The following is a 14,862-nucleotide window of genomic DNA, read 5'->3' as shown; positions in this document are numbered from 1 at the left end:
CAGTATGATAATAAAAGATTAAAAAATTATTTTAAATAAAAATGGAAATCGTTTTTGATTTTCTAAATTAATTGATTATTCTTAGTCCTGTCGGGATGAAAAGTAACCATAAAATCTAGCCTTCAATTTCCGGTTGGAATGCATCATCCGATACAAATCCAAGAGTGACGCTGTATTAGCGTTAGTGTGAAAGTTGTGAGATTGGGAAGGGGAAGGGAAATGACACAACAGTTAGTCGGCACGGAGTTAGTTTTCACACAGCATTTTAATGCGGCGGAACGTCAGGTTTTGCCGGATGAAGCTATCGAATTCTTAACAGAATTGGTGGTGAAATTCGCTCAGCCACGTAACGAACTCCTTGCGGTACGGGCATCCTGGCAGAAAGATATCGATCAGGGAGCGTTGCCGGATTTTATTTCGGAAACTAATTCCATTCGTGATGATGACTGGAAAATCCAAGGGATTCCTACTGATTTACGTGATCGCCGCGTTGAGATTACCGGGCCAGTTGAGCGGAAAATGGTGATTAATGCCCTCAATGCCAATGTGAAAGTCTTTATGGCCGATTTTGAAGATTCATTGGCACCAAGCTGGGACAAAGTGATTGATGGCCAGATTAACCTGCACGATGCGGTTAAAGGGACAATTTCCTATACAAATGAATCCGGTAAAATTTATCAGCTCAAACCCAACCCAGCGGTACTGATTGCGCGAGTTCGCGGCCTGCATTTGCCAGAAAAACATGTGAAATATCAGGGTGAAGCTATTCCTGGCAGCCTGTTCGACTTTGCGTTGTATTTCTACCATAACTATAAGCAACTCCTGGCCAATGGCAGCGGGCCTTATTTTTATTTGCCGAAAATGCAATCTTATCAAGAGGCTGCGTGGTGGAGTGATGTTTTCACCTTTACCGAGCAGCGTTTCGACTTACCGCAAGGCACCATTAAAGCCACGGTATTAATTGAGACATTACCTGCTGTGTTTCAGATGGATGAGATTCTCTACCACCTGCGCCACCATATTGTGGGCCTCAATTGTGGCCGCTGGGACTATATCTTCAGCTATATCAAAACACTGAAAAACCACGGCGACCGTGTGTTGCCAGACCGCCAATCAGTCACCATGACTAAGCCTTTCCTCAGCGCGTATTCCCGTTTACTGATCAAAACCTGTCATAAGCGCGGAGCTTTAGCAATGGGCGGCATGGCGGCATTTATTCCGGATAAAGACCCAGTAAAGAATGCGTTAGTGTTGAATAAAGTCCGTGCTGACAAAGAGTTAGAAGCCAGCAATGGTCATGACGGTACTTGGGTCGCGCACCCAGGTTTGGCTGATACCGTGATGGAAGTTTTCAACAAAGTATTAGGGGCACGACCAAATCAATTAGAGGTTAGCCGCGAGCAGGATAAACCGATCACCGCCGCTGAGTTGCTGGAGCCATGTAGTGGTGAACGCACGGAAGAAGGGATGCGCGCCAATATCCGGGTGGCGGTGCAATACATTGAAGCATGGATATCGGGTAATGGTTGCGTGCCGATTTATGGCCTGATGGAAGATGCCGCAACGGCTGAGATTTCCCGCACTTCTATCTGGCAATGGATACATCACCAGAAAAGCCTGAGTAATGGTCAGACGGTGACGAAAGAGCTGTTCCGTAACATGTTGAGTGAAGAAATGCAGGTAGTGAAGCTTGAACTTGGCGCAGAGCGCTTCGATGGCGGGCGGTTTGAAGAAGCTGCGCGTCTGATGGCGCGAATTACAACACAAGACGAGCTTATCGACTTCCTGACCCTGCCTGGCTACGCGCTGTTGGCATAACCCTACAAAATTGAATAATAAGGAATATCGCTATGACTACCTCTCGTACTCAACAAATTCAGCAATTGGAACAGGAATGGAAATCACCGCGCTGGCAGGGCATTATTCGCCCATATAGTGCCGAAGAGGTGATTAAATTACGCGGTTCCGTTAACCCAGAATGTACGCTGGCGCAGCACGGTGCGAAAAGATTATGGGAATTGTTGCACGGCAAATCGCGTAAAGATTATATCAACTGTTTGGGCGCGTTGACCGGTGGTCAGGCCTTGCAGCAAGCGAAAGCGGGGGTCGAGGCGATTTATCTGTCGGGCTGGCAAGTCGCGGCTGATGCTAACACTGCATCAAGCATGTATCCGGACCAATCACTGTACCCGGTGGACTCGGTGCCGGCGGTGGTTAAACGTATCAATAACAGCTTCCGCCGCGCAGATCAGATTCAGTGGTCGAATAATATTGAGCCGGGTAGCAAAGGTTATACCGACTATTTCCTGCCGATTGTGGCTGATGCCGAGGCCGGTTTTGGCGGTGTGTTGAACGCGTTTGAACTGATGAAAGCCATGATTGAGGCAGGGGCCGCCGGTGTGCATTTCGAAGATCAACTGGCGGCGGTGAAGAAATGCGGCCATATGGGCGGTAAAGTTTTGGTGCCGACGCAAGAAGCAATTCAAAAGTTGGTCGCCGCCCGGCTGGCTGCGGACGTGCTGGGGGTGCCAACTCTGCTGATCGCCCGTACTGATGCCGATGCTGCTGACCTGCTGACCTCTGATTGTGACCCGCATGATAGCGAATTTATTAGTGGCGATCGCACCGCCGAAGGCTTCTTCCGCACCCATGCCGGTATTGAACAAGCCATCAGCCGCGGTCTGGCCTATGCCCCTTATGCCGATTTGGTGTGGTGTGAAACTTCAACACCCGACCTAGCGCTGGCTAAACGTTTTGCCGATGCGATTCATGCACAATTCCCTGGTAAGTTATTAGCTTACAACTGTTCGCCGTCATTTAACTGGAAAAAGAACCTGACTGACCAGCAGATTGCCAGCTTCCAAGATGACCTGTCTGCCATGGGTTACAAATACCAGTTTATTACCCTCGCGGGCATCCACAGCATGTGGTTCAACATGTTCGACCTGGCCCATGCTTATGCACAGGGCGAGGGTATGAAGCATTATGTTGAGAAGGTTCAGCAGCCAGAATTTGCCGCTGTTGAGCGCGGCTATACTTTTGCATCTCATCAACAAGAAGTGGGCACCGGCTACTTTGATAAAGTCACCAATATCATTCAGGGCGGCGAATCCTCCGTGACGGCATTGACTGGCTCGACGGAAGAACAGCAATTTTAACCCGCTGTTTGAATAAAAGTGTTTTTTATCATGAGCCTGCATATGCAGGCTCTGTTCCGTAGGGCTGGGGGGTTATCATGGCGGTAAAACTGGAACACTTAATCGCTCAGACAATTTTGCAGGGGTTCGATGCGCAATATGGCCGATTTCTGGAGGTCACTGCTGGCGCTCAGCATCGCTTTGAACAAGCAGAGTGGCATGCTGTACAACAGGCGATGAAAAAGCGTATTCATCTGTATGACCACCATGTGGGTCTGGTGGTCGAGCAATTGAAACATATCACTGACCAGCGCTGTTTTGATGTGGATTTTCTGACTCGAGTAAAAGAGATTTACACCGAATTGCTGCCGGATTATCCGCGCTTCGAAATCGCCGAAAGTTTTTTTAATTCAGTCTATTGCCGGTTGTTCAAACACCGAGATTTAACGCCAGATAAATTGTTTGTGTTCAGCTCACAACCCGAGCAGCGCTTTCGGGAAATCCCCCGCCCATTAGCGCGCGAGTTTGCTCCTCAGGGCAATTTAAGCGGCATGTTGCAGCTGATGCTCAGTGATTTACCGCTGCGTTTGCCGTGGGAAGATCTGCCGCGCGATATTGGCTATATCGTGGCGGCCCTGCGGCAAAATTTTACTGATGAGCAACTCGCGGGTGCCCGCTTTCAAATTGCTAATGAACTGTTTTATCGCAATAAAGCTGCCTGGTTGGTGGGGAAAATGCGGCTAGCGGATGGGGTCTATCCATTCCTGTTGCCTATCCATCACAATGAATCAGGCGCGCTATTTATCGATACCTGCCTAACCAGCAAGGCAGAGGCCAGTATCGTGTTCGGCTTCGCCCGCTCTTATTTTATGGTGTATGCGCCATTGCCCGCGGCGATGGTGGAATGGCTACGGGAAATATTACCAGGCAAATCGACCGCTGAATTGTATATGGCGATTGGCTGTCAAAAGCACGGTAAAACCGAAAGTTACCGTGAATATCTCACCTTTGTTCATCAATCTAACGAGCAATTTATTATCGCGCCAGGGGTCAAAGGCATGGTGATGTTGGTGTTTACCCTGCCGTCATTTGATCGGGTGTTTAAGGTGATTAAAGATGAGTTTGCGCCGCAAAAAGAGGTCAGTCAGGCGCGAGTTTTAGAATGCTATCAATTGGTTAAAGAGCATGACCGGGTAGGGCGAATGGCCGATACCCAAGAGTATGAGAATTTCGTGATTGATAAGCATCGCATCAGTGCTGAACTGCTGGCGGAGTTGCAGAAGGAAGTGCCGGAGAAACTGGAAGATTTAGGCGACCAAATCATTATTAAGCACCTGTATATGGAGCGGCGGATGACGCCATTGAATCTCTATATGGAGCAGGCAAATGATCAGCAATTGAAGGATGCGATTGAAGAATACGGCAATGCTATCAAGCAACTGGCAGCGGCGAATATTTTCCCCGGTGACATGCTGTTTAAGAACTTCGGCGTAACCCGCCATGGGCGCGTAGTGTTCTACGATTATGATGAAATTTGCTATATGACGGAGGTGAATTTCCGCGATATTCCGCCCCCGCGCTATCCGGAAGATGAGATGGCCAGCGAGCCGTGGTATAGCGTGTCACCCAATGATGTATTCCCAGAAGAATTTCGTCATTTCTTGTGCAGTGACCGGAAAGTGCGGCACTTTTTTGAGGAAACGCACAGTGACTTGTTCCACGCCAGCTATTGGCGAGGGTTGCAGCAGCGTATTAAAGACGGGCATGTGGAGGATGTTTTTGCCTATCGGCGGAAGCAGCGCTTCTCCCAAAGGGTTTTAAATTAACGGCGACTGCGCGTTGTCACTCTGAGATGGCGCTGCATGTACACTCCGGGGCACTCTGCGCTGGGCGCACTCAGATTGACTTAGCTCGCTACGCCTTGATTCGGGGGGGGAATATTTCCTTAACCGCGACTCCCACCACCATAAGATTGAGTAATTTCTTTTGCGGCATGAATGACTAGCGCGCCAAGTTCTGTGACGCGATCGTCGGTAATGCGCGATACTGGGCCGGAGATGGAAATTGCGGCAAAGGCTTCGTGGTGTTCGTCGAACAGGCAGGCGGCGATGCAGCGCAGGCCGAGAGCATGTTCTTCGTCGTCAAATGAATAACCTTGCTTGCGGATCAGGGCCAAATTTTCTTTCAGACTGGCTGGACTGGTGCGGGTGTGTTGAGTATAGGCATGCAGCCCTTTCTTATGTAAAAGCTGCACCAGTTGCTCATCTGACAGGGTGGAGAGAAAAGCTTTTCCCGCCCCAGATGCATGCATGGGCAGCTTACCGCCAATCGGCGCTGACATACGCATCAGTGCGGTACATTGCACTTGGTCGATAATAATGGCTTGATAGTCACTGTGATCCAGTACCGCCAAATTCACGGTTTCACCGGATTCATCCATTAAACGGCGCAGCATCGGGTGAACCATAGCCAGCAAATTGCGGCTTTGCAAAAAGCTGCTGCCAACAATAAAGGCATGTGCGCCCATGGTCCAAAGGCCCAAATCACCCACTTGACGGACAAAACCTTGCTGTTGCATGGTAGTTAACAGGCGATGGGTGGTTGAGTTAGGTAAACCTGCCTGTTGGGCTAAATCTGTTAGCGCGACACTTCCTTGCGATTCGGAAATATATTCCAGTAATTTAAGTCCACGAGTCAATGATTGAACCTGACCTGTCGCCGCAGGGGTAGTTTGCGCGGCTGCCTTGGGTTTTTTTCCCCGTTTGATCGGAATCGGTAGCGCCATAAATCAGCCTCTTATCTATTATTATGGAATTCATTTTCGTTTTTCAATTATGCATGCAAACAGTCAAAAATGCTCATCCGATGAGTATGGCTTTCTACCTGAAAAAGTCTCAACTGTGACTGGACTCATTACATTGACAACTTGTGCTAGGATGACTGGCGGTCTGTTAAATGGCTTATTTTTGTAGCAAATGGATTTTTCAGCATATCTGATACAAATAAACAACAAAAGATGCATCAGATAATGGCAAGGCAACAGGGTAAAGAGGCGACAGTGGTGGATACAGTTACGAATAATAAGGTTAAGGAATTACATCAGCAATTAGCACAGCGGATTTTAGTGCTGGATGGTGGTATGGGGACTATGATCCAGAGCTATCGGCTGGAAGAGGAGGATTACCGGGGCGCGCGTTTTGCTGATTGGCCCAGTGATCTGAAAGGAAACAATGACTTATTGGTGCTTTCCAAGCCCGAAGTCATCATTGCCATTCACAATGCCTATCTTGAAGCCGGCGCTGATATTCTCGAAACCAATACCTTTAACTCCACCACCATCGCCATGGCGGATTATCAGATGGAGTCACTGTCAGCTGAAATTAACTATGAAGCTGCTCGTCTGGCCCGAATCTGCGCGGATGAATGGACTGCCCGCACGCCCGAAAAACCCCGCTATGTCGCCGGGGTGCTGGGGCCGACCAACCGCACCGCCTCTATCTCGCCTAAAGTGAATGACCCTGCATTCCGTAATGTCAGTTTTGATCAGTTGGTTGAAGCTTATCGCGAGTCGACCCGCGCCCTGATTGAGGGCGGTGCTGACCTGATTATGATTGAAACGGTCTTCGATACCCTGAATGCGAAAGCGGCTACTTTTGCGGTTGAATCTGAATTTGAAGCTATGGGTGTGCTGTTGCCGGTGATGATTTCCGGCACCATTACCGATGCTTCTGGCCGGACTTTATCCGGCCAAACTACAGAAGCTTTTTATAATTCTCTGCGCCACGTGAAGCCGCTTTCTTTTGGCCTAAACTGTGCTCTGGGGCCAGATGAGTTGCGTCAATATGTCGCGGAGTTATCGCGTATCTCTGAATATTATGTCAGTGCGCACCCGAATGCTGGTTTGCCAAATGCCTTTGGTGAATATGATCTGGAAGCCAAAGAGATGGCCGAGCAGATTGGCGAGTGGGCGCGGGCAGGATTTTTGAATATTGTCGGTGGATGCTGCGGGACGACACCTCGACACATCGCCGCGATGGTCAAAGCTGTCGCTGGTGTGGCACCGCGGCCGTTGCCGGATATCCCGGTCGCGTGCCGTTTAGCGGGGCTGGAACCGCTGACGATTGATGCGAATACGCTGTTTGTTAACGTCGGCGAGCGGACTAACGTTACTGGCTCGGCCCGTTTCAAGCGGTTGATAAAAGAAGAAAAGTATGACGAAGCACTGGATGTTGCCCGCCAGCAGGTTGAAAGTGGCGCACAAATCATCGACATCAATATGGATGAGGGCATGCTGGATGCCGAAGCCGCTATGGTGCGCTTCCTTAATCTGATTGCCGGTGAACCTGATATTGCTCGGGTGCCGATTATGATTGACTCCTCGAAGTGGGATGTCATCGAAAAAGGCCTGAAATGTATTCAGGGCAAAGGGATTGTTAACTCCATTTCGATGAAAGAGGGCGAGGACGCCTTTATCCATCACGCCAAATTAGTGCGCCGCTATGGCGCGGCGATGGTGGTGATGGCGTTCGATGAAACCGGGCAGGCCGATACCCGTGCGCGTAAAATCGAAATTTGCCGTCGAGCTTATAAAATTCTGACTGAAACTGTTGGTTTCCCGCCGGAAGATATTATTTTTGACCCGAATATTTTTGCTGTCGCGACCGGGATTGAAGAACATAACAACTATGCGGTCGACTTTATTGAAGCTTGTGCTGATATCAAAGCCGAACTGCCGCACGCTATGATTTCAGGTGGTGTTTCCAACGTTTCATTCTCTTTCCGTGGCAATGATCCGGTGCGTGAAGCTATTCACGCGGTATTCCTTTATTACGCCATTCGTAATGGCATGGATATGGGTATCGTCAATGCCGGGCAGTTGGCTATCTATGACGACCTGTCGGATGAACTGCGTGATGCGGTTGAGGATGTCATTCTTAATCGCCGCAGCGACAGCACTGAGCGTTTGTTGGATTTGGCGGAAAAATACCGCAGCAGTAAAAGTGGTGAAGTCGCCATTCAGCAAGCCGAGTGGCGCGGTTGGGCGGTGGGGAAACGGCTGGAATATTCGCTGGTTAAAGGGATTACCGAATTTATCGAGCTGGATACGGAAGAAGCCCGCCAGCAGGCCGAGCGGCCAATTGAGGTTATTGAAGGGCCGCTGATGGCGGGGATGAATGTGGTGGGCGACTTGTTCGGCGAGGGGAAAATGTTCCTGCCGCAGGTGGTAAAATCCGCGCGAGTGATGAAACAAGCGGTCGCCTATCTCGAACCTTATATTGAAGCCAGCAAACAGAAAGGCACCACCAACGGTAAGATCCTGTTGGCGACGGTCAAAGGCGATGTGCATGACATCGGCAAAAACATTGTTGGCGTAGTATTGCAATGTAATAACTATGAAATCATTGACTTAGGCGTGATGGTGCCGACCGAAAAGATTCTGCGTACCGCGCGGGAAGAAAAGGTCGATATTATTGGTTTGTCTGGTCTGATTACGCCGTCATTGGATGAGATGGTGAACGTCGCCAAAGAGATGGAGCGCCAGGGCTTTAATTTACCGTTACTGATTGGGGGGGCGACCACCTCCAAAGCGCATACCGCAGTTAAAATCGAGCAAAATTACAGCGGCTCCACCACCTATGTGTCTAACGCCTCACGCAGCGTCGGGGTGGTTTCAGCGCTGTTATCTGATACGCAACGCGATGATTTTGTAGCAAAAACCCGCAAAGAATATGAAACTGTGCGTATTCAGCATGCGCGTAAAAAACCGCGTACACCACCGGTCAGCTTGCAGACCGCACGCGCGAATCAAACTGTCATTGATTGGGCGAATTATACTCCGCCAGTGGCGCACAAATTGGGGGTTCAGGCGGTGGAAGCCAGCATTGAAACCCTGCGCAATTATATCGACTGGACGCCATTCTTTATGACCTGGGCGCTGGCGGGTAAGTATCCGCGCATTCTGGAAGATGAAGTGGTTGGGGAAGAAGCTAAGCGCTTGTTCGCCGATGCCAATGAGATGCTGGATAAGTTGTCAGCCGAAGATTTACTGCATCCCAAAGGGGTCGTCGGCCTGTTCCCCGCCAACAGTGTTGGCGATGATATCGAAATTTACCGTGATGAGCGGCGCGATGAAGTGCTGGTGGTTAGCCACCATTTACGCCAACAAACTGAGAAAACTGACTTCCCGAACTATTGTCTGGCGGATTACATTGCACCTAAATCCAGTGGTAAAGCTGATTATTACGGTGCCTTTGCGGTCACCGGTGGGCTGGAAGAGGATGCGCTGGCCGAGGCTTATGATGCTCAGCATGATGATTACAACAAAATCATGATCAAGGCGCTGTCTGACCGGCTGGCCGAGGCTTTTGCAGAATATCTGCATGAGCGGGTGCGTAAAGTGTATTGGGGCTTTTCACCCAATGAAAATCTGAGTAATGAAGAGTTAGTGCGGGAAAATTATCAAGGAATTCGTCCAGCACCGGGGTATCCAGCTTGCCCAGAACATACAGAAAAAGGCCAAATCTGGCAGCTATTGGATGTGGAAACTCACACCGGCATGAAACTGACTGAATCCTACGCCATGTGGCCGGGGGCATCAGTATCGGGTTGGTATTTCAGTCATCCGGACAGCAAATATTTTGCTGTGGCGCAGATTCAGCGGGATCAGGTTGAGGATTATGCCGCCCGTAAAGGGATGCCCGTCAGTGACGTTGAGCGCTGGTTAGCACCTAATTTGGGCTATGATGCAGACTGATAGTTAACTTAATGATTCGGAAAAGAAAAAGGAGATAGCCGTATAGGCTATCTCCTTTTTTAATCACACTTTTGCTGAGTTATCTGGCTAATATTAGCCTCGAGTCACCCCGGCCATAGCATTTTTCTGTTCAGATCCGCCATGAGCACCAAGCACCGGCGTTTTACCGTCTTTCAAATCACTGAGTCCACTGCCAATCATTTCGGTCACTTTGGAAGAGGCCATTATCCTGGCTCCGCCCTCAGTGTGTTTGCCATTGATATCTTGTAACTCAAGGCCATGGGTTTCCAGTGTTACATCACTGTTCTGGTTAGATATTTTCCCGCCAATCAGTTGTGTTTTTCCACCAACTTTCAGGTTAACCGTTTCTTGACCGCTAATGGAGGATTGTTCTTCAACGGCTTCATTTTCAACGACTTCTACTTCAATTTTGCCTTTGCCATTGCCACCTTTGACAGACTCATTTTGTACTTTGTTTTTGACCTTGTTACCGACGGTTTTTGCGCCTTTTTGCCACCATTTATCTTTAGTTTCTTCCTCACTTGTTGATTCGTCCAAGGTCATTTTTTTGCCCTCTTTGGTGTAACTGAGAGTTTTGACATTATCTTCTTCTTTCGTGGTGAATTTGCTGGATATTTGGTCGTATTGCTTTTTGATTTTGTCGAACAGTTTGTTGGATTTGGTGTCTAGTTTTTTCTTGACCTTGTCTGAGCCGATTGGGCTGGAATCGGCCAATTGAGTGTTCAGACTGTCCTGTTTTCCGTTACTGTGACTGGCACCCAACGCGGTTGAGACATTGACTTTATGCAACTGATCTAAACGGCTTTCGACGACCAGATTACCGCCAACATTGCCATTAATATGCTCTGCTTTGAGCTGAGCCCCCGCCAGCATCAGATCTTTGGCGGTATGCAAATTAATATTGTCGCTGTTTATCTGGGTGTTTTGCTGTGTTATGGCATTCACATTATCAATGTCAACTTTAAGCTTGGCTCCGATATCATGGATTTTCTCATTACTTTTATTATCCGCAATTCCCTTATCATCTTTATTAAAGGTGCTGTTTTGTTGCGCATTGGCCTCTACTCCAAAGCTCCAGTTATTCTTATGCTCTTTGTCCTGAGCGGACTCCAGCAAAATACCGCCCTTATCTGCTGTTAGAGTGGTTTTTTGGCTATTGATATGGGTATTTTGCATGTGAATGGCTTGCTTATCAGCGCTGCCTGCTTTAACCGTCAATGCCCCGGAGCTATTGATAACGCTCCCTTGGTGTTTCGTGGCCGACTCGTCTGTTTTGGCGACATCGACTTGCATACCTGCGCTAATTCCTTTGCCATTATCCGTGCCTTTACTTTTACTGATACCCGCATTAGCGCTGGCTGACCAGGTCATATCCTGTTTTGACCCCTGAGATTCAGCAGCTTTAATATCGACTTTGCCAGCAGCAGCCAGCAGAACATCACCCGTGGCCTTTTCTTTGCTGCCGAATGATGTGCCCGTCAGTGTTAGATCTTTCCCAGCATTCAGTTCAACCCCTTGTTGACCTTGAAGATTGCTGACTTGGGCAATAGACGTGCTGCTTTCGCCTTTACTGTGCCCACCGCCTAATCCGGCACCAAATTCTTTGCTATTGGTGTTAGTGCCGAGATTCATTTTGGCATTAGCATCAACGTTATTATGGCTTTCACTGGTCAGGTTGGTGACTTGATCAAAACGAATATCGCCGCCCGCATTGACCGAGATTTTGCCATCCCCTGCATCCATATTGGTGCCTTGATAAATAGCATCTTCTTTAACATTGATATTGATACCATTTGCTGCGTTCATGCTGCCAACTTGCGCAATTTCACCTGTAACAAGCTGAACTTTAGATCCGCCTTTGCCTTTGCCATCAACGGTAATGTCTTTACCCGTGGTGGTATAAATTCGAATATCAGCGCCGCCAGAGGTTTCTTTGATGTGCTGTTCCACTCGATTAACCGCCGCTTCAGAAGTGTGGCTGGCGGCATTCAACGTGATGGAACCCTTATCTGCTTGATATTCAGTCCCTTGGTCTTTGACCGCGCCCGTCGCATTGATGTTAATGTCGCCGCCTTTGATTGATGTTCCGGTGGATGTGTTGCTACTGAGGCTGGTCTCTTTGGTTCCACCTTTGGCGTAAATATCCAGCCCGGCGTTAGGCCCACCGAACTCATCTGCGGCATCAAGCATGCCCCCTAAATCAAGCTCTTGTGCCTTTTCTACCATATCTTTAATCGGGCGGGTGACCTCGCCGTAGGCAATATTGGCACCATAACCGACATCGACTGTGGTGGTATTGGTGACGGTTTTTTCACTGTTTTCAGCGGCGAGATTATTAACATTGGTCGCATTGACGTTGTATGAACCATCGACCTGATGGCCACTTCCTTGGTTAGTGACATCTTTTGCGGCATTGATATTCAGGTTACCGGCGACCTGTGAACCCGAAACCACGGCGGTGGATTTATCTGTGGTAGCTTGCGTGTCTTCATAACTGACGTTGGCCCCGCTGCCCGCTTTATCCATCCCGCCGTCGTAATGAACATCAACACCGACAGTCTCTTTTTCTTTATTGCTGCTGAGGGTGTCCTGTGCTGCGATGAATGAGACATTTTCACCTTTAATCTCGGCATTACCTTGGGTGGCGGTCAGGTTTGAACCGGTAAATGTGACGTCTTTCCCTGCATCCAGCGTAATTGTGCCGCCCTCAAGGCTTGCGCCGTGGTGTTTAACGCTCTCTGTCTTTTCACTTTCACTGGTATGTTCCAGTTTCAGCCCGGCCTGGTATTGATCATTACCGTCATCCTGGGTAAAGCCTTCGATGGTGAGTTTGGTTTTTTGCTCATCTATTTTCTGCTGTTCTGCCACGGCTTTAATATTAATTTCACCGAGGGTTTCTATGCCCAGTTCTCCGGCACTTTTGACCAAGCTACCAATCACATCGACATTATCTTTACTGAGAATCTTAAGATTCGCATCTGAAACTAATTCACTGCCGGTAATCTCTTCATCACGATTATTGGCTTTATGTGAACTGCCGGTGATATTAAAAGCAACGCCGGTGCGCTCATCAATTTTGGTAGTAGTGGTACTAATGGCATTGTCGATTTTAATCCCGCCCTCTGCCGCTTGAACATAACCATCTTTGGCACCTTTGACTTTACTGCCGGTAATAGAGACACCTTTATTACCAACAACAAGAATATTACCCTCAGCGGTTATTTCAGAGCGGTGGCTGGTTTCTGCATTTTTATCGTTATTATTATGGTCTATACCCCCTAGACCTAAGTTTTGTTCATTTTTGCCGTTAGTGACTATCTGGTTTCGGGTCTTTTGTACATCAATCTTGACTTCATTGGCATTGATTAATAAATCACCGCCAGCAGCGGCCTTAACCCCATTGGTGCTAATTTTCCCTTCTGCGGCCAGCCCCATATTTCCACCCGCGTGTAGCGTGGTTTCATTCAGTGTTTGGGTATCTGTCTCATTATTCCAGGCAATATCTTTGATGGTATGTGCATAATCATGGCCTTTATCGTGGATTGAATTATTATTAATCACACTTTCTAATTTTAAGTCTTTCTTGGCTTTGATGGACAGATTATTACCCGCCTCGATAGAAGCTCCAGAGAGTTTTATATCTCCATTAGTTGATTGAAGAGAAAGGTTGTTCCCTGCAGTGATAGTGGTGCCAATATTTTTTTGTTGTTCAGATTTTTTATTGGAAGATTTATTCCACTTACCTATCCCCAAAAATCCATCAGCGCCATCTTTAGAACTACTCGATTGAGTATGAGTAATTTTTTCTGTACCTAATTGAATATTATCACCTTGCATAATAACGTTTTTACCATCAATGATGGCGGCATCAAGGTGATTATCTCTCTTGGCAACAATAGAAATATTAGAACCTTTAATTTTAGTGCGATCGAGTGTTTGTGTCGTCGAACCATTAAAAGAGGTTTCAATTATATCGCCTGAGGTGAAAATATCACCGGCGCTGATTGTTATATTTTTACCACTTAAGCTGGCGGGAGTAGGGTTATAATTCAATTCAGGATCGGAATCGACATCAAGATTAAGTCTGCCAGGCGTTGAAATCTCTATTGATTCACGGCCAGTATACCCTTTCGACATATTGACACCATTCCCCTCCGCAGTATTAATAATACGAATTCTGTTAGCCACCATACTGCCAAATATTTTACTGTCATATGCGACGCCAGTATAGGCGTCTGATTTGAGTATTTTTCCATCCGCACTGACTTTATTTTGGCCCAATATAATATTGATATTATCTCTGGAATCCATGCTTCCGAGCATATTAATGCGTGGCGCAATTAAATCCAGTGGCCCACCAAAAATTGCATAACCTTTACCAATATTCAATAGGTTGGTGTTATTTCTGGTATCAAAACCTTGTAGATTGCCCTGATCCACTAATGGATTACCAACCACCAATGAAGTCCGATTCGTATTAATAAAACCGCAGCCGTCACAAGTAATACCATTGGGGTTAGCCAGAATATAATCAGCTGCCATCCCAAAGACTTCTTGCTTCCCCAATAATAATGACGGATTACGGCTAATTACTTCATTCAGAATAATATTGGCCGCCTGACCATTTAAATTCTGGTTAGCACTTAATTGCCCTGCGAGTTGTGATTGACCAGAACTGAGGGAGTTATTAAGTACAGCCCCCGCGTTATTAACATTAAATTCATTATATTGGTTATGGGATAAACCGGAGGCCGAGGGTTTGACGATATCGACTACCGTAACGCCGTTGACTGAATTAATTCCGGGATTATGGGCGGGATCGCCCGCGCCGACAATACCAGCGGCATAACAGGTGGCGACTGATACTGAAATAATAGCGACTGCTGCCGCCAGCTTTCCTGCCGGGGAGAGCTTGAACTTATTTTGTGTCATTTTTACTTCTCCATTTTT

At 47.8% G+C, this 14,862-nt stretch carries 6 protein-coding genes; 4 read left to right on the top strand and 2 right to left on the bottom strand.

All coding sequences use genetic code 11. The features are described 5' to 3' along the window. Nucleotides 1-219 precede the first annotated feature (219 nt). The 3 genes from aceB (at nt 220) to aceK (ending at nt 4,963) form a co-directional block, all read left to right on the top strand. Nucleotides 220-1,818 carry a malate synthase A gene (aceB, locus tag OP863_RS18135; protein ID WP_265525685.1) on the top strand — a complete coding sequence of 533 codons (1,599 nt, stop codon included), beginning with the start codon at nt 220-222 and terminating at the stop codon, nt 1,816-1,818. A 32-nt stretch (nt 1,819-1,850) separates the two neighbouring features. Next, nucleotides 1,851-3,158 carry an isocitrate lyase gene (gene aceA, locus OP863_RS18130; RefSeq protein ID WP_038638480.1) on the top strand — a complete coding sequence of 436 codons (1,308 nt, stop codon included), beginning with the start codon at nt 1,851-1,853 and terminating at the stop codon, nt 3,156-3,158. 77 nt (nt 3,159-3,235) lie between these two features. Next, the gene (aceK, locus tag OP863_RS18125; RefSeq protein WP_038638483.1) at nt 3,236-4,963 is read left to right on the top strand and encodes a bifunctional isocitrate dehydrogenase kinase/phosphatase; all 1,728 of its coding nucleotides are present in this window, start codon (nt 3,236-3,238) and stop codon (nt 4,961-4,963) included. A 119-nt stretch (nt 4,964-5,082) separates the two neighbouring features. Here aceK and iclR read toward each other — a convergent pair whose 3' ends face one another. Further along, nucleotides 5,083-5,922, bottom strand: a complete 840-nt coding sequence (gene iclR, locus OP863_RS18120; RefSeq protein WP_145591108.1) for a glyoxylate bypass operon transcriptional repressor IclR — start codon at nt 5,920-5,922, stop codon at nt 5,083-5,085. A 273-nt stretch (nt 5,923-6,195) separates the two neighbouring features. Between iclR and metH the strand changes: the two genes are divergently transcribed. After that, nucleotides 6,196-9,891, top strand: coding sequence for a methionine synthase (gene metH / locus OP863_RS18115; protein ID WP_145591110.1), 3,696 nt, complete (start codon nt 6,196-6,198; stop codon nt 9,889-9,891). A 93-nt stretch (nt 9,892-9,984) separates the two neighbouring features. On the opposite strand, the gene OP863_RS18110 is transcribed toward metH, so the two are convergent. After that, nucleotides 9,985-14,844 (bottom strand): hemagglutinin repeat-containing protein, encoded by a 4,860-nt coding sequence (locus OP863_RS18110; RefSeq protein WP_265525684.1) that lies wholly within the window; start codon nt 14,842-14,844, stop codon nt 9,985-9,987. Between the last annotated feature and the right edge of the window lie 18 nt (nt 14,845-14,862).

This window comes from Yersinia sp. SCPM-O-B-9106 (C-191), assembly GCF_026183365.1.
In the GTDB taxonomy this organism is placed as follows: Bacteria; Pseudomonadota; Gammaproteobacteria; order Enterobacterales; family Enterobacteriaceae; genus Yersinia; species Yersinia rochesterensis.
The sequence above is the reverse complement of the archived record's forward strand: the minus strand, read 5'-3'. Positions and strand labels throughout refer to the sequence as shown.